Genomic DNA, 18,782 nt, shown 5'->3' on the forward strand with positions numbered 1-18,782 from the left:
CCGGTGGCATTTTCGGTTGTCACAAACAGAAAGTGTCCCCTACCGGGGACGCTTTCTCATACTTTGTGTCAGGCCGTCAGCCGCGCTGACCTCAAAGCTCAGCCCCAGCGCCCCAACCTCTGCATTGGGATCACGGCCGCTGACCAGGGCGTAGGCGGCACGCTCCGGCGTCAGGTAGGTGTCCATCACGCGCTTGAGGTCGGCAAGCTGCACGGCCAGCAGGCGGGTCTTATATGCCTGCTGCACCTCGGGCGTGTAGCCGGCCTGGTCGCCAAAGAAACGCAGGCGGCCCACCGTATCGGGGCTGGTCAGCGGGTCGAGCATCTTGCTGGACGCCAGGATCGCCTCGGTGACCTCGCGCTCTCCCAGAGCGCTGTCGAGGAACTGACGGGCGTCGCGGAACACCTGATAGGTGCGGGCGATGTGCGGGTCGCGGTAGCTGGTCATGGCGAAGACCCCCTCACGCGGATCGAAGGAGGCGCCGCCGCCATACGCACCGCCCTTCTCCCGCAGTTCCTTGAGCAGGTATTCGCTTCTCAGCAGGCGTGAAAGCACCAGCAGCGCGGGGCTGTCGGGGTGGGTGTACGGCACGGTCTCGAAGGCCACGGCGTTGAAGGCCACCGGCGTATCGGTGGTGCGGGCCTGTGGGGCCTTCGCACGCAGGTCGGGCTGCGGGCGGCCCACCGCGGCGTCTCCGGTGAACAGCTCGGTCAGCGGCGACAGGTCAAGGTCGAGGTCCCCCTCGGTGGCGGTCAGGCACAGCACGGGCACTCCGGCAAGCAGCAGGTCATGAATCCGCCCGAAGCGGTCGAGCAGTTCCTGCAGGCCTCCCCCCTCCACAATGGCCTTGAGGCTGGCCAGCGCACTCAGGCCGCCCCAGACCTCGCCGATGGCCCCGGCGGGACTGACCTGGGCGGCGGCCAGCCGCTCGGCGTAGGTGTTGCCCGACTGCACCACGCTCGCCTTGAGGCCCGACAGCCGCTGCTTGAGCAGTTGCTCCAGCCGTTCCAGGGTAAATCTGGGGGCAGCGATGACCGCACGCAGCACCTCCACCAGCGCGTCCCCGTTGCGGGCCAGGGCCTTGCCGCTGAAGGTCAGGCTCATGCGCAGGGCCCGCAGATCGTCGGGGCGTACCCCGGTGCCCACGCTGGCGCTGACGCCGCCGGTCACGGCCTCGATGCGTCGGGTCAGGGCCACGTAATCCATGTCCGCCGCGCCGCTTTTCGTCACGGCAAAGGCGTACAGCGGCAACGTGTCCAGCAGGTCGGCCGGCACCTCGGGCAGCCGCACCTGCACGTCCAGATAGCTCAGGCCTCCGGTGGGCTGGGGCACGCGGGCCACCGTGGCCCGGCCCATCTCCTCGGTGTCGTAGGGCACCGGGGGCACGCTGGCGGGCACGTCGGACAGGGCCAGGGTGGGCAGCACGTCCGGATCGCTGTCCTGCGCCTGCAGCTCCTGGAGGCGCAGGCTCTCGGCCACGATGCGCGCCCGGTCCTCGTCGGTGAAGTCGGCGCTGAGACGCTCCACCAGCTCGCGCTCCTCCTGCTCCATCCGGACCACCAGTTCGGGATCGGGAGCCAGTTCCAGCGTGACGCGGTGGGTATTGCCCAGCAGTTCGCGCTCAATCATGGGTTCAAAGACCCGGCCCGCGGCCAGGTCGGTACGCAGCCGCTCCAGTTCAGCGTCCAGGCGCAGCCCAGTCACGGGGTCGCCGCCGTTCAGCCACGGCCCCAGCATGCGGAACATCACGCCCAGGGCGTACGGAAAGCCCGAGTTGCTGACCTCCTTCTGCCCGATCTCGAACTGGTGCAGGCTGCTCTCGATCAGCTCGGGATCGATGCCCTCCTGCACGATGGCGCGCAGGGTGTCCAGCACCAGCGTTTCCACCGGTTCCAGCTGTCCGGCCCCCAGCCCCTTGAGACCGACCGCGAAAGCTCCCTCGCGGAACGAGTCGCGGTAACCGCTGAGGTCGGCCAGCGCGCTGCCCAATCCGGACTCGATCAGGGGACGGGTCAGCGGCGCGCCCGCATTGCCCAGCAGCACGTCGCTGAGCACGCTCCAGCGTAGGTTCGCGTCCGCGTCGCTGCTCAGCCCCAGCTTCCACATCACGCTGACCTGGGTGCCGCGCTCCGTGTCGCTGCCCGGGTATTCCACACGTTCCTGGCGCGGCGCGTCGAAGGGAGTCTGGTCGGGAATGCTCACGTCCAGCGTCTGGGCGCTGAAGCGCGACATCACATGCGCCTCGATCTCGTCCAGAATCCGCGAGAGCGGCAGTTTGCCGTAACTGTAAAAGTAGGCGTTGCTGGGGTGGTAGTGCGCGGCGTGGAAGGCCCGCAGGTTGTCGTAGGTCAGGGCCGGGATGTCGTTCGGCGCGCCGCCGCTGTTGTTGGCGTAGGTGAGGTCCGGATACAGCGCCTTGCCAAAGGCCCGCCACATCACCGCGCCCGCCGAGGCCATCGCGCCCTTCATCTCGTTGTACACCACGCCCTGCAGCTTCAGTTCGGTGGTGGGATCGTCGGGCGTCTCGAACTCAAAGCGGTGGCCGTCCTGCCGGAAGCTCTCGTAGCGCATTAGCGGAAAGAAGGTGGCGTCCAGATACACGCCCAGCAGGTTGAAATAGTCCTTCTCGTTGCGCGTGGAAAAGGGGTAGGTGGTCCAGTCGTTGCTGGTCATCGCGTTCATGAAGGTGTTCAGGCTGCGCGGCAGCATCGCGAAGAAGGGATCGGGCACCGGGTACTTCTGGCTGCCCATCAGCACGATGTGTTCGAGGATGTGCGCCACGCCGGTGCTGTCGCGCGGCACGGTCGGGAAGGTCACCCCAAAGGCGCTGTTGTCGTCGTCGCGGACCACGTGGGCATGTCTGGCTCCATTCTCGTGCGAGAGCAGAATCAGGTGGCCCTGCATCTCGGGCAGTTCCTCAACGCGGGTCACGGTGTAGCGGCCCAGGTGCTCGCCCGCGCGCGGCAGGGCAGCCAGTGTGGAAGCAGTCATGGCGGCCAGTCTAGCGCCGGCCCGCGCACCAACACGGCAAATCATGTGACACTCACCGCTCCCTGGGCCGGCGGCGAGTAAACTGCGTGACATGGCCCATCAACGCCGTTTTCCCTCTGCACTGGCCCTGGTGCTGGGCGCCGGGGTCCTGCTGGCCGGCTGTGGCCAGCCCGTGACCGACGCCTCCAACACCGGGGGCCGTGACGTTCTGTACTTCGCCGACAACGGAACGGGGCTGCCGGTGATGTATGTGGGTGAGGCGTACACCAACAACCTCAGCGTGGCAGGGGGAGCTGGCCCCTACACCCTGCGCGTGGTGGGCGGCACCCTGCCTCCCGGCGTCCGGCTCAGCGGACAGCAGCTCAGCGGTACGCCGACGACCAAGGGCACCTACAAGTTCACGCTGGAGGTCACTGACTCCACCCTGAGCACCCGCACGCGCGAGTACACCGTCAACGTCAATGAGCTGCCTCCCCTCTCGCTGGCCCCCACCCTGCCCGGCGGCGAGATCCGGGGCGAGACGCGCATTCCGGTGACCATCACCGCGCCCCGGACGGTGCGGGCCGCGCGGCTGAGCTGGGAATTGCCCGAGAAGGTCACGGTGACGCGGGTCCAGCCCACGGCGCAAAACGGCGTGCTGTTCTGGCAACAGACCGGGCGGATGCTCATCATGGACGTGGGCTTCAAGACCATTCCGCGCAGCGGCGAACGCATCGCCCTGATCAGCGTGAAACCCCAAAAGGCCGCCACCCTGACCGCGGCCACCCTGGGCTACGAGGCCCGCGACGGCGACGGCAAGCTGCTCTCCGAGAAGAAATTGCCCGAACCTCCCCGGACCGCCGCCACGCCGGCACCTCAGCAGGACACGGCCCCAGCGACCGGTCCAGCGCAGCCCACCCCTCCAGCCGCTCCGACGGACGCCGCGCCCAGCGACCCGGCGCCCTCCGCGGACCCGGCCCCTCCGGGCGAGACCACGCCGCCCGATCCCACCGCCCCCGAGACCCCCACGGACCCGGCGCCGGAAGACGGCGCGGGAGATCCCCCCTCGCCGGTCACGCCGCCCAAGTCGGGAGGACAGCCGTGACGCGCCGGGGCTGGAGACCGGGCCGCGCCGCGCTGAGTCACGCCGTGCTGGGCAGCGCCCTGTGGCTGGGGCTGCTGGGCACCGCGCCGGCCGGGGCCACCACCGCGCCGCCGCTCACGCTGGCGCAGCAGGTGGGCAAGGCCGAGGTCATCGTGCGGGCCAGGGTCGGCGCGGCAGTGAATGTCAAGGACGGCGAAATCACGTATCTGGCGTACCCGCTGACCCTGCTGGAGACCATCGCCGGAGACGCGGCCAGCCTGCCGCAGAACGAGGGGCAGCCTGCGCTGTTCTTCCTGCAGGGGGTCAACGATCTGCCGGAGGTGCGCGCCGGACAGGAGGTGATCGCGCTGCTGTATGCCCGCAAGCTCGACAGTCCGGTGGTCGGCTTTAACCAGGGGTGGTACGTCATCACGAATGGACAGGTCACGGCGGGCGACAAGGCCAGCCCCATCACCACGCCCGACCAGTTGCGGCAAGCCATCCGCGCCGCGCGGGAGGCCAAGTGAAGGGCCGGGTAAGCCGCCTGCTGTGCCTGCTCGTGGCCGCCTCCGCCCTGGGGGCCAGCGCCGCCACCGTCAAGCTGCGTCCCCAGGGCGACGAGCTGACCCGCGCCGTTCAGGCCGCGCTGGCGGCCATCAGCACCAAGGAGCTGCCGGTGACGCTGGACGCCTCCTCGGGGCCGGTGCTGGCGCTGGGGGGCACGGGAGCCAGCGCCGCGCCCTTCAATCCGGACCTGTCGGCGCGCACCATCACCCTCGGCGGCGAACGGCGCATCGAGTTCAATCCGGCCGGACCGCTGCCGCTGGCGCAGGCCGTGCAGCAGGAACTGGCCCGCGAGCTGGGCTTCGCCGAGTGGACCAGCGCCGCCGCGCGCACCCGCTTGAGCGGCGCGGACCTGAACGGCGACGGCCAGATTGATCTGACCGACCTCGCGATTCTGATGAGCAATTACGGCAAGAACACGTCGGTGGGCGACCTCAATCAGGACCGCAAGGTGGACGACGCCGACCTGCGCCTGTTCAGTACCCAGTACAAACCCCAGCCCAGCCGGCCTGAGGTCACGCCTTCGCCGGCCACCGCCCCCGCAGCCCCGACCACCCCTCCGGAGCCCACCGCGCCCGCAACTCCGGGGGCGGCCCCGGCCTCCCCCACCCCGGCTCCCCCGGTCCCCACGCCGCCTGCCCCGGCGTCTCCCACTCAGCCAGCACCCCCGGCCGAGCCAGCGCCACCCACCGAGCCCACGCCGGCCCCACCCAACCAGCCCTGAACCCTGCCTCCGGCAGAATCCGCCTGAACAACACCGGCGGGCCCTGCTACGCTGCGGGGTATGACGCACACGCACGGATCAGAGCAGCAGGAGACCATTGACCTTCAGGACTTCCTGAAGCTGCGCGGGATGGTCGAGACCGGCGGTGAGGCCAAGTTTCGCGTGCAGGGGGGCGAGGTGCGCCTGAACGGCCAGATCGAGACCCGGCGCCGCAAGAAACTGCGCCGGGGCGACATCGTCGAGTACGCGGGCCAGCGGGTGGCGGTGGACTGGTGACCACGCCCTACGCGGAAGCGGTGCTGGACTTTCGCCGCCGCAAGGACGAACACTTTTCCTCGGGTCGGGGACCGGTGGCGCCGGAGGCCTTCCACGGCCTGAGCTACTTCGCGCCGGACCCCCGCTGGGCCTTCCGGGCCATGCTCGAACGTCTGCCCGCATCGGAAGCGGCCCACTTCACGCTGGAGACAAATACCGGCGATCCGCGTGTGATGGACCGGTACGGCACGCTGACCCTGCCGCTGCCCGGCGGTCCACATACCCTGAGCGTGTTCGTGCCTGCCGGTGAAGACCAGCCGCAACGGGTGTTCATTCCCTTCCGGGACGCCACCAGCGGTCAGGAGACCTACGGAGCCGGCCGGTATCTGGACGCCCCGGTCTCGGCCCGCTCCGAGGGCGGCGACCTGCTGATAGAGGTCGATTTCAACATGGCCTATCAGCCGTACTGCGCCTACGGAGACGGCTGGACCTGCCCGCTGCCGCCCGGCGAGAACTGGATCGCGCAGCCCATCCCCGCCGGGGAGAAACTGCCCGGCCAGGACTGACGGCCACGCCACCCTATGGGCACATCTCCAGGCACAGCGCAGCGGAAAATTTCACAAAAAATGAGAAATTTTATAGAGGCCCGTAAGAAGTATTCGCTTATATTGAGCTTATGCCCGCCTTAATGTCGTCCGGCCTGCTGACCGATGTGGGGCGTCAGCGTCAGGGCGGCGTCAATCAGGACGCGGCGCTGGCACTGGAGCTGCCGCAGGGGGGACTGTATGCGGTGGCCGACGGCATGGGTGGTCACGCCGCCGGGGAGCTGGCGGCCAATCTGGCGCTGGACGCCCTGAGCCAGCACTACCTGGAGGGCCGCAGCAGTCCGCCCGTGCGGCTGGCCGAGGCGGTGCAGGCCGCCAACGTGGCGGTGGTGCGGCACGCCGTCGGGGAATACGTGGGCATGGGCACCACCCTGATCGCCGCGCTGATCGACCGCGGCGCGCTGCTGATCGCGCATGTCGGCGATTCGCGCGCCTACCTGCTGCGGGGCGGCGAACTGCACCGCCTGACCGAGGACCACTCCTGGGTCAGCGAGCAGGTGCGCCTGGGCCACATGACCGAGCGTGAGGCCCGCGAGCACCAGTGGCGCAGCGTGGTGAGCAACGCGCTGGGCGGCGAGGAACGGGTGCGGCTGGAACTGTACGGCCTGCCCCTCCAGGCCGGAGACCGCCTGCTGCTGTGCAGCGACGGCCTGAGCGGCGTGGTGTGCGACGAGGATCTGCTGCGGCTGCTCGCCCAGCCGCTGACTCCAGAGGCCACCACCCGGCTGCTGGTCAATGCCGCCAACGACGCCGGGGGGCCGGACAACATCACCGCCGTGGTGGTGGACGTGCAGCAGAGCGCCCGGTTGCCCAACTACGCCCTGCCGATGCAGCGCGAGGACGGCCCGGCCTACATAGACATCCTGCTCAGCACCCAGCGCGGCAACAGCCTGAGCACCTACCTGCTGCTGATGATCGCGTACTTCACGCTGCTGGGGGTCATGCTGCTGCCCGGCTGGCGCGCGGTGATCGGTCTGCTGGGCACCGCGCTGCTCGTCTTCATCATCGTGGTGCAGCGCCTGCAGCTCACGCGCCGGGCCCGCTCGACCCTGTCGCGGCCCAGCGCCGTCCTGAAAGACGTGCTGGGCCAGATGACCCGCCCCGGCGGAGCCGGGCGCTCGCACCACGACACCTGAGGGCTCTCCCCACTGAAGCGGCCAGGGACACAGCGCGGCATCCGCCGCCCCCCGCCCGGCTCCGGTGTGGCACCCTGAGGGCATGGGCACCCTGCATGGACGGGTCGGCGGCGTCACGGTGGGCTACTCGCTGGAGGCAACTTGGGACGGCGAGCGGCTGCGCGGCCGCATCGGCGGACACTTTCAGGGCAAGGACATCCATCTAACGCTGCGGGGCGAGGAGGTGGACGGCCGCATCGGCGGGACGTTCGGCGGCTTCGATGCCCACGGTACGGTCACCGCACACGCCGTTCACGTCCGGCTGGGCGGGCGCGTGGACGGCGATGACATGCACCTTGAGATCCGTGGCGAACAGGTCACGGGCCGTTTTTCCGGGCGCGTCTCGGGCAAGGACGTGGACCTGCGCTGCGAGGACGATGGCCTGCGCGGCCGCATCGGGGGCCACCTGGAGGGCAAGGACGTGACGGTCAGCGTCGTGACCACTCCTGTGGGGCTCGCAGCCCTGGCAGCCGCGTGCGCTTACAAGGCGCTGGAAGACGAACAGGCGCAGGAGGCGGGGCCCTCGGCTCCCTCCTGAACGAAGCCGGGCAGGACCCCGAAATTCTCCAGCAAGCCGCACATTCCCGCCCCCGGGCCCGTGCTACTTTTCTGCGCATATGACTGCGATTGCCAGGGCCAGAACGCTGGGTGAACTGCTGGAGACGCCCGGTTACGCGGGACGAACCCCTTTCGACGGAAAGATCCGGCTGGTGCAGGACGAGGTGCGCGAGAACCTGACGCGCAAGCTCAGAAGCGGCGAGGAACTGTTTCCCGGCGTGGTCGGCTATGACGACACCGTCATTCCGCAACTGGTCAACGCGCTGCTGGCACGGCAGAACTTCATCCTGCTGGGGCTGCGCGGTCAGGCCAAGAGCCGGATCCTGCGGGCCATCACCGGCCTGCTCGACGAAACGGTGCCGGTGATTGACGGTGTGGACATGCCCGACGATCCTCTGAACCCTGTGGGCGCCGAGGGCCGCCACCTGCTTGAGGCCCACGGCCTGGACCTGCCCATCCGCTGGCTGCCGCGTGCGGAGCGCTACGTGGAGAAGCTCGCCACCCCGGATGTCACGGTGGCCGATCTGATCGGGGACGTGGACCCCATCAAGGCCGCCCGCCTGGGCACCTCGCTGGGCGACACCCGCTCCATGCATTTCGGGCTGCTGCCGCGCGCCAACCGGGGCATCTTTGCCGTCAACGAGCTGGCCGACCTTGCGCCCAAGGTCCAAGTGGCGCTGTTCAACATCCTTCAGGAAGGCGACGTGCAGATCAAGGGCTATCCCATCCGCCTGGAACTGGACGTGATGCTGGTCTTCAGCGCCAACCCCGAGGACTACACGGCGCGCGGCAAGATCGTCACGCCCCTCAAGGACCGCATCGGCAGCGAGATCCGCACCCACTATCCCACCGACGTGCGGCTGGGCATGGACATCACCGCGCAGGAAGCGGTCAAGGCAGATGGGGTCACCGTGCCGGGCTTTATCTCCGAGCTGATCGAGGAAATTGCCTTCCAGGCCCGCGAGGACGGACGGGTGGACAAGATGAGCGGGGTGTCTCAGCGCCTGCCCATCTCGCTGCTGGAAGTGGCCGCCGCCAACGCCGAGCGCCGCAGCCTGATTGCCGGGGATGAGCCGGTGGTGCGCGTCAGCGACGTGTACGCGGGCCTGCCGGCCATCACCGGCAAGATGGAACTGGAGTACGAGGGCGAGCTCAAGGGCGCGGACAACGTGGCCAAGGAAGTAATCCGCAAGGCGGCGGGTGCGGTGTACGGTCGCCTGTGCGGCAGCATGGACACCCAGAAGCTGGAAAAGTGGTTTGAGGACGGCAACGTCTTCCGGTTTCCGCAGTCCGGCGAGGCCGGGGCGGGCGTGAAGGCCACCCGCGAGGTGCCGGGACTGAATGACCTGGCCGCCGAGGTCGCGGGCAGCAGCAGCGACGCCGTGCGGGTCAGTGCAGCCGAATTCGTGCTTGAAGGGCTGTACGGCCGCAAGAAGCTCTCGCGCGCCGAGGAACTGTACGCCGCTCCCGAGCCCGAGACCCGCCAGCAACGCGGCGGCCGCTGGAACTGAGCCGGGGGCTTAAGCTGAGCCGGTGCTTGCGCCCGATCTGAACGATCTGACCGAATATTTTGCGCCGCTCTCTACCCTGCAACGGGAGGAGAGCGGCGCCCTCACGTTGCTGACGCCGGGCGTGAACGTGCTGGGGCTGAACGCCACATATCTGCCCGCCGGAGAGGTGGATCTGCGCCCGGCGCTCGCGTGGCATGAAGCGCAGGGCCAGCCCCCGCTGCTCGCCGCGGCACAGTTGCCCGCCGGGGTGAGTGAGGTGGACGCCGTGCTGGTCGGTACGTGGCAGGACCGAAAAACAGATTCGCAGGAAGGCGCGCCCGTGGTGGTCGAGCAGATCAGCCGGTTGCATCTGGGAGCCTGGGCCGGGGTGCTGTGTGCGGCGCACGGCACCCCCGGGTGGGCGGCGGCGCTGGCGCGGCATCTGGCCGGCCGCCTGGAACACGACCGGACCTACACGCTGCTGACGGCCTACCGGGACGGTCAGGCGGTGGGGGCGCTGCTGTGGCAGGCGCGGGGCACGGGTGGCGCCGCCCACCTGTGGGGGGCGCTGGATGGGGAAGCCGCCCGCCCACTCCTGAATACGGCGGCAAAGTTGGGGACCGCCCTGAGGGTCTCGGTCCCCCGGTCGTGGGCGGCTGACCTGGGGGAATCAGTTACAGCGAACGGGTGGGTGGGCTATGGCCTGGATTCGGCGGAGCCACGCTGAAAGTTCGGGGGTTAAAAAAGATAGGACCGCTCTTTTATTTGTTTTCAATGAGAAATACTCTGTGTGATGATTTCGGCAAAACAAGGGTTTTTTCGCTGTCCCACCTCTTCTGTATTTGCATGAGTGATGAGAAAGATTTCCTCACGATAAATGGTGTTCGGACGTTTCTAATAACCGGCATGTCTTCGAACTTCAGGCGCCTGAGCGCCCTCGTGCTGCTGGCCGCGACCCTGAGTGCCTGCAGCACCACTGCCCCCACCGCCGCGCCTGAAACCTCCGGACCTGGCAGCGTGGCCGGCGCTACCCCCGGGGTCCTGACGGCCCTGGGCACCCCGGTGTCCATGCAGCTCACGGTCGGCCAGACGCAGCAGATCAATATCTCGGTCGGTGGGCAGCCCGCCCAGCCCGGACAGCTGCGGTGGACCACCACCAATGCCGCCGTCGCCACCGTCACGCAGACCGGAAAGATCACGGCCGTCGCGGCCGGCACCGCCACGGTCCGCACGTCCCTGGTCGCCAACCCGAACGCGTTTCTGGACTTCAGCGTCAGCGTGAGCGCCGCGGCCCCCACCCCCGTTCCCACGCCGGTCCCGGCCCCCACCCCGACCCCCAGCGGCACGGTGGCCCAGCAGATCCTGCAACTCGTGAACACGGCGCGCGCCCAGGCCCGCTCCTGCGGCGCCACCAGCTTTGCGGCGGCGCCCGCCCTGACCCTGAATACCCAGCTGGGCCAGGCCGCGCAGGGCCACGCGGGCGACATGGCCGCGCAGAACTACTTCAGCCACACCAGCAAGGACGGACGCACCTTCGTGCAGCGCATTGCCGCAGCGGGTTACGCCTACCGCACCATCGGCGAGAACATTGCCGCGGGCCAGACCACCCCGCAGCAGGTGGTCGCCGGCTGGCTGCAGAGCGAGGGCCACTGCCGCAACATCATGAACGCCAGCTTCAAGGAGCTGGGCGTAGGGTATGCCCAGGGCGGCAGCTACGGCCACTACTGGGTGCAGGACTTCGGCGCCCGCTGAGGATGGATGGGGGCAGCCGTTGGGTAGACACGCCCCCGCCACACCGCCGGGAGAGCCAGAAAAAGGTGCTCTTCCCCTCCCTCTCACCCCCATTCCGGGCGTGAGGGTTTTTAATGGCGGGGTGCGCCGCTCGTCTTCGCTGTTTGTTCCGGCTTCCCTCGCCGCCGCCCTGCTGGTGCCTGCCCTCAGCGCCTGCACGGTCACCCGCCGCCCTGCCGAGGCGCTGACCTCCCACCCTGCGGCTGCCCTGGAACGGACGCTGAGAGAGGGCCAGACCCTGCAGATCGAGATGTCGCTGAACGGCCAGGTCGCCCGGCCCCAGGAGTTCCGGTGGACCAGCAGCGACCCCGGGGTCGCCACCGTCACGGTGTCGGGGCAGATCAGCGCCGTCGGGGCGGGCCGCGCCACCATCCGCGCCGCCCTGGCCGCGCGCCCGGCAACGGTCAGCGAGTTTCAGGTACGGGTGACCCCCCGGCCCGCGCCGGAGCCCGCGCCGACGCTGGATCCCCTGAGCCAGCGGGTGCTGGACCTCACCAATGCCGCCCGCGCCCGGGGCCACACCTGCGGTGCCCAGGCCTATCCGCCCGCCCCGCCGCTGCGTGCCAACGCCCGCCTGCAGGCGGCGGCGCAGGCCCACGCCGCCGACATGGCGGCCCGCAACTACTTCAACCACGTGGCTCCCGATGGACGCGCCCCCGCCGCACGCATCAGCGCCAGCGGGTACGAGTGGCGGGCCGTGGCCGAGAACATTGCCGCGGGCCAGGCCACCCCGGAGGAGGTCGTGGCCGGCTGGCTGGGCAGCGAGGGCCACTGCCGCAACCTGATGGGCAGCGCGTATACCGAACTGGGCATCGGTCTGGCAACCTCACGGGCGGCCAAGCGCTACTGGGTGCAGGATTTTGGGACCCAGTGAAGGCCCAGACGACATTGTGCCCGGCCCCCGTCCGCAGAACCTGCAGGGGCTTGAACCCCTGGACACGTCCCGGCGTCTCCCCGGCAGGTCTCCAGTGAGGATGCGCCGCCTGATTGTTCTGCTGACCCTGCTGTTGTCCCCCGGGCCGGACGCGCAGGTGCAGGAAACGTCGGTTCAGCTGCCCGCCCCGGCAATGTGGCTGGCCGCCGGGGAGGATCAGGTGTACGCCGTCACCTCCCACGCGCAGCTGCTGGGCATCCGGGACGGTCAGGTCCGCGCGCTGGCCCACGACTTCGCGCGCCACTTCGTCACCGCCTGTGCGGGCCGGGCGGTGGGAATCAATGACGCGGGGCAACTTCAGGTGTGGACGGGAAAGGCAGTCGAACGCGCCGCTGCCCGCGACCTGTCGCCGCTGGCCCTCCCCCTCTGCCTGTCTTCCGGCATCGTGGCGGTGTCGCGCTCAGGCGAGCTGGTGCGCTTCGAGGCAGCCAGTGACGGCTGGCAGGAGACCGCCCGCCAGGCCGCCGGACTGCTTCCCGATGCCCAGCTCACGCTGGCGGACCTGACCGGCACGGGCCACGGGCAGATCGTCGCCCTGACCCGGCCGGATGCCCAGCGCTCCGACCACGGCATCCTGGGGGACCGCACCGAGGCCACCGAACTCACGGTCTTCGAGCGCCACACCCTGGGTGTGCTCGCCCGGCTGACCCTACCCGCTCCCTACGTGTTCGAGGACCTGCAGGCCCGGCCCCTGCGTTGGCAGGAAAACAGAGACGTCGTGGCCGTCGTCCGCTCCAGCCCCGGCGGTGGCGGGGCCCTGGTCCTCGTGGAGGGAAATGCAGAGGAGCTGACCCTGAGGGCCGCCGGACCCGACTTCGGACAGCCGCACCGCTGGCTGGCCCCCGTCGTGGGCTATGGCCAGCTCTGGGCTGTGCAGACCCCGCATATCGGAGGCCGCCTGACCCGCTATGAGGAGGACAACGGAACACTCCGGCCCACTGTCGTGTCTGAGGGAGTCTCAAACCACAGCATCGGCAGCCGCAATCTGGACGCCGCCGTACTGGTGGCTCCGGGACAGCCGGTCGTCCCGTCACAGGACCACCGCCGCCTGCTGTGGCTGGAGTGTCCGGCGGCCTGCTCCGTCCGGCAGGAGTTGCCGCTGAACGGCGTGTTCACCAGCAACCTCCTGCACTTCTCGGGGCAGATCTGGGTGGGCGATCAGGCGGGGACGCTGCACCGCTGGGCGGGCCGCTGAGGCATCCTGCTTATGCGTCGGTCTATTTCTGAAACAGCGCGCGGTATTCGCCGTAGCCCTCCGCCTCCAGCTGCTCTGCCGGCACGAAGCGCAGGGCCGCCGAATTGATGCAGTAGCGCAGGCCACCCTGGTCCTGCGGGCCGTCGGGAAACACGTGGCCCAGGTGAGAATCCGCGCTGCCCGAGCGCACCTCGGTGCGGGCGTATCCAATCTTGTAATCGGTGTTCTCGGTGAGCTGCACGTTCTGGATCGGACGGGTGAAGCTGGGCCAGCCGCAGCCCGCGTCGTACTTGTCCGTGCTGGAAAACAGCGGCTCGCCCGACACCACGTCCACGTAGATGCCGTCGTCTTCGGTGTCCCAGTACTCGCCGGTAAAGGCGCGTTCGGTGCCCTCGTGCTGGGTCACGCGGTACTGCTCGGGGGTCAGGCGGTCTCGCAGTTCGGCTTCGCTGGGCTTGCGGTACTTGGAAGGGGTCATGCTGCGAGTGTAAGAGCACGGGCCGCCTCCAACCGTGGGGGGCGGCCCTCTCGTGCCTTGAAGTCTTCTTCAGCAGCTCAGTCTGCCGCGTCCGCCTGGGCGTACTGCAGGCGGTGCAGGCGGGCGTAGTAGCCGCCCTTTTCCAGCAGTTCGCGGTGGCTGCCCTGCTCCACGATGCGGCCCTTGCGCATCACCACGATGCGGTCGCAGTGCTCGATGGTGCTCAGGCGGTGGGCGATGATGATGGAGGTGCGTCCGGACATCACCTTGACGAGCGCCTGCTGAATCCTCAGCTCGGTCTCGGTGTCCACGTTGGCGGTGGCCTCGTCGAGCACCAGCAGGATGTCGGGATTCTGGATCAGGGCGCGGGCAAAGGCGAGCAGCTGCTTCTGTCCGGTCGAGAGGGTGGCGCCGCGCTCGCGCACCTCGGTCTGGTAGCCCCGCTCCAGCGACAGGATGTAGTCGTGGACGCCCACGTACTTGCAGGCCTCGACCACCCGTTCGTGGGGAATCTCGGTGTTGTTCAGGGTCAGGTTGCTCTCGATGGTGCCGGCAAACAGAAACACGTCCTGCAACACCACGCCCACATGCTTGCGCAGGTCGTGCTGCGCGAGGTCGCGCACGTCTGAGCCGTCCACCTTCACGGCTCCGCGCTGCACGTCGTAAAAGCGGCTGACCAGGGCGGTGACGCTGGTCTTGCCCGCGCCCGTCGCGCCCACGAGGGCCACGCTCTCGCCCGGCGCGATGCTCAGGTCAATGCCGCGCAGAATCCAGCGGTCATCGTCATCGGAGGTCTGGGCCGTCACGGTCTGGTCGTAGGAGAACCAGACCCCCTCGAAGTCCACCCGGCCCTCGAAGTTCGGCAGCGTCCGGGCATCCGGCTTGTCGGCAATCTCCTCCTCGGTGTCGAGCACCCCGAAGATCCGCTCGGAAGACGCCATGGCGGCCTGCAGGTTATTGAACACGTCGGCCAGGTCCTGAATGGGCTGAAACAGCTGCTGGGACAGCTGCACGAAGGCGAACAGCGTGCCGACCGTGATTGCCCCGGCGACCGCTCCAGTCTGCAGCGCGCCGCTGGCGTCGGTGCCTACACCCAGGATCTGGCGCGAGGCGAAGTACAGGATCAGTGCCACGGCGACCTGCCCCAGGATGGCCACCGTGGGCATGAACAGCGAGAACCAGTAGACGCTGTTCTCGTTGGCGATGAGCAGGCTGCGGTTGCTGTGCTCGAAATCCAGGGCGCTGCGGCGCTCGCGCCCGAACAGCTGCACGGTCAGCATCCCGGTGATGTTCTCGTTGAGCTTGCTGTTCACGATGGCCTGCTGCGTGCGGGTGTTGCGAAAGGCGTCGCGCAGGCGGGTGCGGAAGAAGTTGGTGGCGAAGTACAGCACCGGCAGCACGGTAAAGCTGATCAGCGCCAGCCGCCAGTTCACGCTGAGCATGATCACCACGTACACCACGATCACGAAGGTGCTCTGGATCAGGCTGACCAGTCCGCCGGTGATGAACTGGTTGATGGCGTCCACGTCGCTGGTCACGCGGGTAATCAGGCGGCCCACCGGGTTCTGATCGAAAAAGGCCAGATGCAGGCGTTGCAGCTTGCCGAACACGTCGGCGCGGATGTCACGCAGCACGTTCTGGCCCAGATAGCCGATGGCCAGGGCAAAGGCGTACTGCAACACAAATTCCAGCACCTTGAGGCCCATGTACAGCAGCGCCGTCAGGGTCAGTCCCCGGTAGACCGCGTCCAGATCGGTCTGCCGTTGCAGGGCGAGCGGCGTCAGGTAAGTGTCGATGGCGTGGCGCTGGATCAGGGCGAACAGCGGTGAGGCCAGCGAGATCAGCAGCGCCAGCGCTACGCCGCCGATCACGAACGGCAGGTAGGGCCGGATGTAGCGCAGGATGCGCCGGGTCAGATTGGCGTCGAATTCCTTCTTGTAGGCGTCGTCAGGAGCCGTAGGCACGGTCATTTCACCACCTCCTGGCGGGTCTGTTGTGCGGCGCGGATGGCTTCGCGGCGTGCGGCCAAGCGGTCGGCCGCCACCTCGGGATCGCCGGGCGCTCCACCTTCCTCGTCCAGATCGCTCGCGAGGCGCTGCAGGCGTTCGAGTTCGGCGTAGTGGCCGCCCAGCGCGAGCAGTTCATCGTGGCTGCCCGCCTCGGTCACGCGGCCCTCTTCCAGCACGACGATGCGGTCGGCGTGGCGCAGGGTGCTGACCCGGTGGGCGATTAGGATGACGGTGCGGCCCGCGCTGACCTCACGCAGTCCGTCCAGGATCTTGCGCTCGGTCTCGGTGTCCACCGCCGAGAGGCTGTCGTCCAGAATCAGGATGGCAGGTTCGCGCACGATGGCCCGCGCGACAGCGGTGCGCTGGCGCTGGCCGCCGCTGAGGGTCACGCCACGCTCGCCCAGCATCGTCCCAAAGCCCTCTGGGAAATCACGCACGTCATCCAGAAGTCCGGCGAGGCGCGCGGCGTTCTCCACCCGCGCCGGGTCCGGGCTCTGGGGAACGTGCGGCAGAACCGGCAGGCCCACCACACTGACCCCCAGCGGCACCGGGGGCAGCTCCTGCTTTTCTATTCCGAAGGCGATGTTGTTGGCGATGGTGTCGCTGAACAGGAACGGCTCCTGCGGCACGACGGCCACAGCGTCATGCAGCGCGGTCAGCGGAATCACGCGCACGTCGTGGCCGTCCAGCCGCACCACGCCGGAGGTGGGGTCCATGCTGCGGGTGATCAGCTGCCCCAGCACCGTCTTGCCGCTGCCGGTAGGTCCCGTGATGCCCAGGAATGTTCCGGCAGGCACGCTGAGGTTGATGTGCGACAGCACCTCGCGGTCCCCGTACTGAACCGACACGTTCTCAAAGCTCAGATCACCGCGCAGCTGCCGGATGCTCGTGTCGGTGCGGCCCGGCACGTCCTGCACCTGCGGGCGGGCATCATACAGTTCCCGCAACCGCCGCCACGAGCCTAACCCACGCTGAATGACTCCAGTGATCCAGCCGACCATCAGCATGGGAAAGGTCAGGCGCTCCAGGGTCCCCACGAACTGCACGAACATGCCCACCGTGAAGGTCTGTGCGTTCGCCGGGTCAATGATCAGCCGCCCGCCCACAAGCAGAATCAGGCCGAACGCCAGACCCAGCAGCAGGCTGGTAAAGGACCGCAGCGGTCCGTCCACCTTGGTCAGGGCGATGTTGCGCCGCAGCAGTTCCAAGTTCATCGCCTTGTACTCGGCGACCTCGCGGTCCTCGATGGCGTATCCCTTGACCACCCGCGCGCCGCTGAAGTTCTCCTGGGCCTTGCCCGCGATCTTGGAGTTCTGCTCCTGCGCCAGCCGGTGGCGGGTGCTGATGAGCCGCGCGAGGTACGTCAGCACACCCACGATGATCGGCAGCACCGCCAGCACGATCAGGGTCAGCTGCCAGCTCAGGCTGAACATCACCGCAAAGGCCGTGGCAAACCCGGACACGATGTTCACGATCTGCCACGCGCCGAAGCCCAGCATTTCGCGCACGGCGCTGAGGTCGCCGGTCAGTCGGTTCATCAGGTCGCCGGTGCTCGCACGGTCGTAATACGGCTTGTCCAGCGTCTGCAGGTGTCCAAAGATGTCGCGCCGGACTTCGTATTCGGTCTGGCGCGAGGCGACCACGATCAGGCGGCGCATAAAGAGCATCAGGGTACCTGCCGTCACCGCTGCGCCCACGATGCCCAGGGCGTACAGCCCGGCCTGGGTCAGGGTGATGCCGGCCGTGCCGGGATCGGCGTCCCGGGCGCCGGTCAGGCCGTCGATGGTCAGACGGATGAAATAGAACGGCAACAGGTTGACGCTGTTGGCAATGACCACCAGCACCAGACCGATCAGATACTGCCGCCGGTGCATTTTCAGATAGGGCCACAGGGAGCGCAGACTGTCCAAGGGAAACCTCGAAAGGGGAAGGCAAGAGACGAAGAATTCGGGGCAAAGGTCTGCCCGTGCGGCGGACAGCATACGCCGGATGGCCGGGAGGCGAATGCGCCGAATGGCGCATAACCTTTATGCCGCCACGCGCCGGAAGACCGCGTCCTGAACCCGGTCGCGGCCACCTCCGCAGACCTCCCGAGGGCCGCCTTTTTGCCCCCAGCCACCGGCCGACCTGGGGCACCGGCGCGGCACGATTGACACACCTGGGGGGCAGTGCTACTATTCCCAGCCGGAAGTGATCGCGCCTGGCGGGCCGCTTCCGCGCTCAGGCCAACCGTTCTGGGTCCAGCTGTTCTGGGTAGGGTGCCACCCTAGCTCAACTGGTAGAGCACCCGACTTGTAATCGGAAGGTTGGGAGTTCGATTCTCCTGGGTGGCTCCAACACGCTGTTCTTTCACCACAGATGGACCGCGTGAAGTTTCAAAGGGTATTGTGGCTTGACAATCCGGGTAGGTGGCCGAGTGGTTAAAGGCGACAGACTGTAAATCTGTTCACGTACGTGTACGGCGGTTCGAATCCGCCCCTGCCCACCACACGCGGGAATAGCTCAGTTGGTAGAGCGTCAGCTTCCCAAGCTGAATGTCGCGAGTTCAAGTCTCGTTTCCCGCTTTTCTTTGTCCTGGAAGCCCAAGCTTCTGTAGCTCAGTGGTAGAGCACTCCCTTGGTAAGGGAGAGGTCGTCGGTTCAATCCCGACCAGAAGCTCCAGATCTCCAGCGAATGGTCCGCAGAAAATTGCGGACCATTCTCCTTTCAGGTTAAGACGCAGGTCTTGGCGAGCGCGGAACAGACGAGTACACTGGCAAGGCTTGCCTGGAGTACCTGGCCGCGGCTGCGGAACAACACCAGCGTCACTCGATTCCATACAGGCAGTTTGATCTCCATTTCTTGCACCATCCCTCAGGAGGATTTGACCATGGCAAAAGGAACGTTTGAGCGCACGAAGCCGCACGTGAACGTGGGCACCATCGGCCACGTCGACCACGGCAAGACCACC

Annotated in this window: 16 protein-coding genes and 4 tRNA genes; 16 read left to right on the top strand and 4 right to left on the bottom strand. The window is 67.9% G+C overall.

The window, feature by feature from the left end; translation table 11 throughout:
* Positions 1 to 39: 39 nt before the first annotated feature.
* Entirely contained in the window at positions 40 to 2,991 is a 2,952-nt protein-coding gene (locus IEY21_RS15330) for an insulinase family protein (RefSeq protein WP_188905224.1), read from the bottom strand.
* A gap of 91 nt (positions 2,992 to 3,082) precedes the next feature.
* Between IEY21_RS15330 and IEY21_RS15335 the strand changes: the two genes are divergently transcribed.
* The 12 genes from IEY21_RS15335 (at position 3,083) to IEY21_RS15390 (ending at position 13,345) form a co-directional block, all read left to right on the top strand.
* Positions 3,083 to 4,075: an Ig domain-containing protein gene (locus IEY21_RS15335; protein ID WP_229753158.1), complete on the top strand. Its 993-nt coding sequence runs from the start codon at positions 3,083 to 3,085 to the stop codon at positions 4,073 to 4,075.
* Entirely contained in the window at positions 4,072 to 4,581 is a 510-nt protein-coding gene (locus tag IEY21_RS15340) for a hypothetical protein (protein WP_229753159.1), read from the top strand. The genes IEY21_RS15335 and IEY21_RS15340 overlap by 4 nt, the downstream gene beginning before the upstream one ends.
* Positions 4,578 to 5,342: a hypothetical protein gene (locus IEY21_RS15345; RefSeq protein ID WP_229753160.1), complete on the top strand. Its 765-nt coding sequence runs from the start codon at positions 4,578 to 4,580 to the stop codon at positions 5,340 to 5,342. The genes IEY21_RS15340 and IEY21_RS15345 overlap by 4 nt, the downstream gene beginning before the upstream one ends.
* Before the next feature lie 60 nt (positions 5,343 to 5,402).
* Complete coding sequence (locus IEY21_RS15350; RefSeq protein ID WP_188905225.1) at positions 5,403 to 5,618, top strand: RNA-binding S4 domain-containing protein; 216 nt, start codon at positions 5,403 to 5,405, stop codon at positions 5,616 to 5,618.
* On the top strand, positions 5,615 to 6,163 hold the full coding sequence (locus tag IEY21_RS15355; RefSeq protein WP_188905226.1) for a DUF1684 domain-containing protein: 549 nt from the start codon (positions 5,615 to 5,617) through the stop codon (positions 6,161 to 6,163). The genes IEY21_RS15350 and IEY21_RS15355 overlap by 4 nt, the downstream gene beginning before the upstream one ends.
* A gap of 110 nt (positions 6,164 to 6,273) precedes the next feature.
* Positions 6,274 to 7,338 (top strand): PP2C family protein-serine/threonine phosphatase, encoded by a 1,065-nt coding sequence (locus tag IEY21_RS15360; protein WP_229753161.1) that lies wholly within the window; start codon positions 6,274 to 6,276, stop codon positions 7,336 to 7,338.
* Positions 7,339 to 7,420: 82 nt separating this feature from the next.
* Complete coding sequence (locus IEY21_RS15365; protein WP_188905227.1) at positions 7,421 to 7,915, top strand: hypothetical protein; 495 nt, start codon at positions 7,421 to 7,423, stop codon at positions 7,913 to 7,915.
* Between the two features lie 79 nt (positions 7,916 to 7,994).
* Positions 7,995 to 9,446, top strand: coding sequence for a sigma 54-interacting transcriptional regulator (locus IEY21_RS15370; protein WP_188905228.1), 1,452 nt, complete (start codon positions 7,995 to 7,997; stop codon positions 9,444 to 9,446).
* Positions 9,447 to 9,468: 22 nt separating this feature from the next.
* Positions 9,469 to 10,152: a hypothetical protein gene (locus IEY21_RS15375; RefSeq protein WP_188905229.1), complete on the top strand. Its 684-nt coding sequence runs from the start codon at positions 9,469 to 9,471 to the stop codon at positions 10,150 to 10,152.
* 179 nt (positions 10,153 to 10,331) lie between these two features.
* The gene (locus IEY21_RS15380) at positions 10,332 to 11,177 is read left to right on the top strand and encodes a CAP domain-containing protein (RefSeq protein WP_188905230.1); all 846 of its coding nucleotides are present in this window, start codon (positions 10,332 to 10,334) and stop codon (positions 11,175 to 11,177) included.
* A gap of 121 nt (positions 11,178 to 11,298) precedes the next feature.
* The gene (locus IEY21_RS15385) at positions 11,299 to 12,090 is read left to right on the top strand and encodes a CAP domain-containing protein (RefSeq protein WP_229753162.1); all 792 of its coding nucleotides are present in this window, start codon (positions 11,299 to 11,301) and stop codon (positions 12,088 to 12,090) included.
* A 100-nt stretch (positions 12,091 to 12,190) separates the two neighbouring features.
* Positions 12,191 to 13,345, top strand: coding sequence for a hypothetical protein (locus IEY21_RS15390; RefSeq protein WP_188905231.1), 1,155 nt, complete (start codon positions 12,191 to 12,193; stop codon positions 13,343 to 13,345).
* A 22-nt stretch (positions 13,346 to 13,367) separates the two neighbouring features.
* Here the strand turns inward: IEY21_RS15390 and msrB are convergent, their stop codons facing one another.
* From msrB to IEY21_RS15405, 3 genes are all read right to left on the bottom strand, one after another.
* On the bottom strand, positions 13,368 to 13,823 hold the full coding sequence (msrB, locus tag IEY21_RS15395; protein ID WP_188905232.1) for a peptide-methionine (R)-S-oxide reductase MsrB: 456 nt from the start codon (positions 13,821 to 13,823) through the stop codon (positions 13,368 to 13,370).
* A 77-nt stretch (positions 13,824 to 13,900) separates the two neighbouring features.
* Positions 13,901 to 15,793: an ABC transporter ATP-binding protein gene (locus IEY21_RS15400; protein ID WP_188905233.1), complete on the bottom strand. Its 1,893-nt coding sequence runs from the start codon at positions 15,791 to 15,793 to the stop codon at positions 13,901 to 13,903.
* The gene (locus IEY21_RS15405; RefSeq protein WP_188905238.1) at positions 15,790 to 17,706 is read right to left on the bottom strand and encodes an ABC transporter ATP-binding protein; all 1,917 of its coding nucleotides are present in this window, start codon (positions 17,704 to 17,706) and stop codon (positions 15,790 to 15,792) included. Before IEY21_RS15405 ends, IEY21_RS15400 begins: the two co-directional genes overlap by 4 nt.
* A gap of 386 nt (positions 17,707 to 18,092) precedes the next feature.
* Here IEY21_RS15405 and IEY21_RS15410 point away from each other — a divergent pair.
* From IEY21_RS15410 to IEY21_RS15425, 4 genes are all read left to right on the top strand, one after another.
* A tRNA-Thr gene (locus IEY21_RS15410) sits at positions 18,093 to 18,168 on the top strand.
* 66 nt (positions 18,169 to 18,234) lie between these two features.
* Positions 18,235 to 18,320, top strand: a tRNA-Tyr gene (locus IEY21_RS15415).
* A gap of 3 nt (positions 18,321 to 18,323) precedes the next feature.
* Positions 18,324 to 18,396 (top strand) — tRNA-Gly (locus IEY21_RS15420).
* A 22-nt stretch (positions 18,397 to 18,418) separates the two neighbouring features.
* Positions 18,419 to 18,493 (top strand) — tRNA-Thr (locus IEY21_RS15425).
* The last annotated feature ends 289 nt before the right edge of the window (positions 18,494 to 18,782 follow it).

Source organism: Deinococcus aerophilus (assembly GCF_014647075.1).
Taxonomy (GTDB): Bacteria; Deinococcota; Deinococci; order Deinococcales; family Deinococcaceae; genus Deinococcus; species Deinococcus aerophilus.

What these genes read in the sequence shown, in the direction of transcription:
- IEY21_RS15330 (WP_188905224.1), bottom strand. Translation starts at nt 2,991, where the DNA reads ATGACTGCTTCCACACTGGCTGCCCTGCCGCGCGCGGGCGAGCACCTG.
- IEY21_RS15335 (WP_229753158.1), top strand. Translation starts at nt 3,083, where the DNA reads ATGGCCCATCAACGCCGTTTTCCCTCTGCACTGGCCCTGGTGCTGGGC.
- IEY21_RS15350 (WP_188905225.1), top strand. Translation starts at nt 5,403, where the DNA reads ATGACGCACACGCACGGATCAGAGCAGCAGGAGACCATTGACCTTCAG.
- IEY21_RS15360 (WP_229753161.1), top strand. Translation starts at nt 6,274, where the DNA reads ATGCCCGCCTTAATGTCGTCCGGCCTGCTGACCGATGTGGGGCGTCAG.
- IEY21_RS15365 (WP_188905227.1), top strand. Translation starts at nt 7,421, where the DNA reads ATGGGCACCCTGCATGGACGGGTCGGCGGCGTCACGGTGGGCTACTCG.
- IEY21_RS15370 (WP_188905228.1), top strand. Translation starts at nt 7,995, where the DNA reads ATGACTGCGATTGCCAGGGCCAGAACGCTGGGTGAACTGCTGGAGACG.
- IEY21_RS15380 (WP_188905230.1), top strand. Translation starts at nt 10,332, where the DNA reads ATGTCTTCGAACTTCAGGCGCCTGAGCGCCCTCGTGCTGCTGGCCGCG.
- IEY21_RS15390 (WP_188905231.1), top strand. Translation starts at nt 12,191, where the DNA reads ATGCGCCGCCTGATTGTTCTGCTGACCCTGCTGTTGTCCCCCGGGCCG.
- msrB (WP_188905232.1), bottom strand. Translation starts at nt 13,823, where the DNA reads ATGACCCCTTCCAAGTACCGCAAGCCCAGCGAAGCCGAACTGCGAGAC.
- IEY21_RS15400 (WP_188905233.1), bottom strand. Translation starts at nt 15,793, where the DNA reads ATGACCGTGCCTACGGCTCCTGACGACGCCTACAAGAAGGAATTCGAC.
- IEY21_RS15405 (WP_188905238.1), bottom strand. Translation starts at nt 17,706, where the DNA reads ATGCACCGGCGGCAGTATCTGATCGGTCTGGTGCTGGTGGTCATTGCC.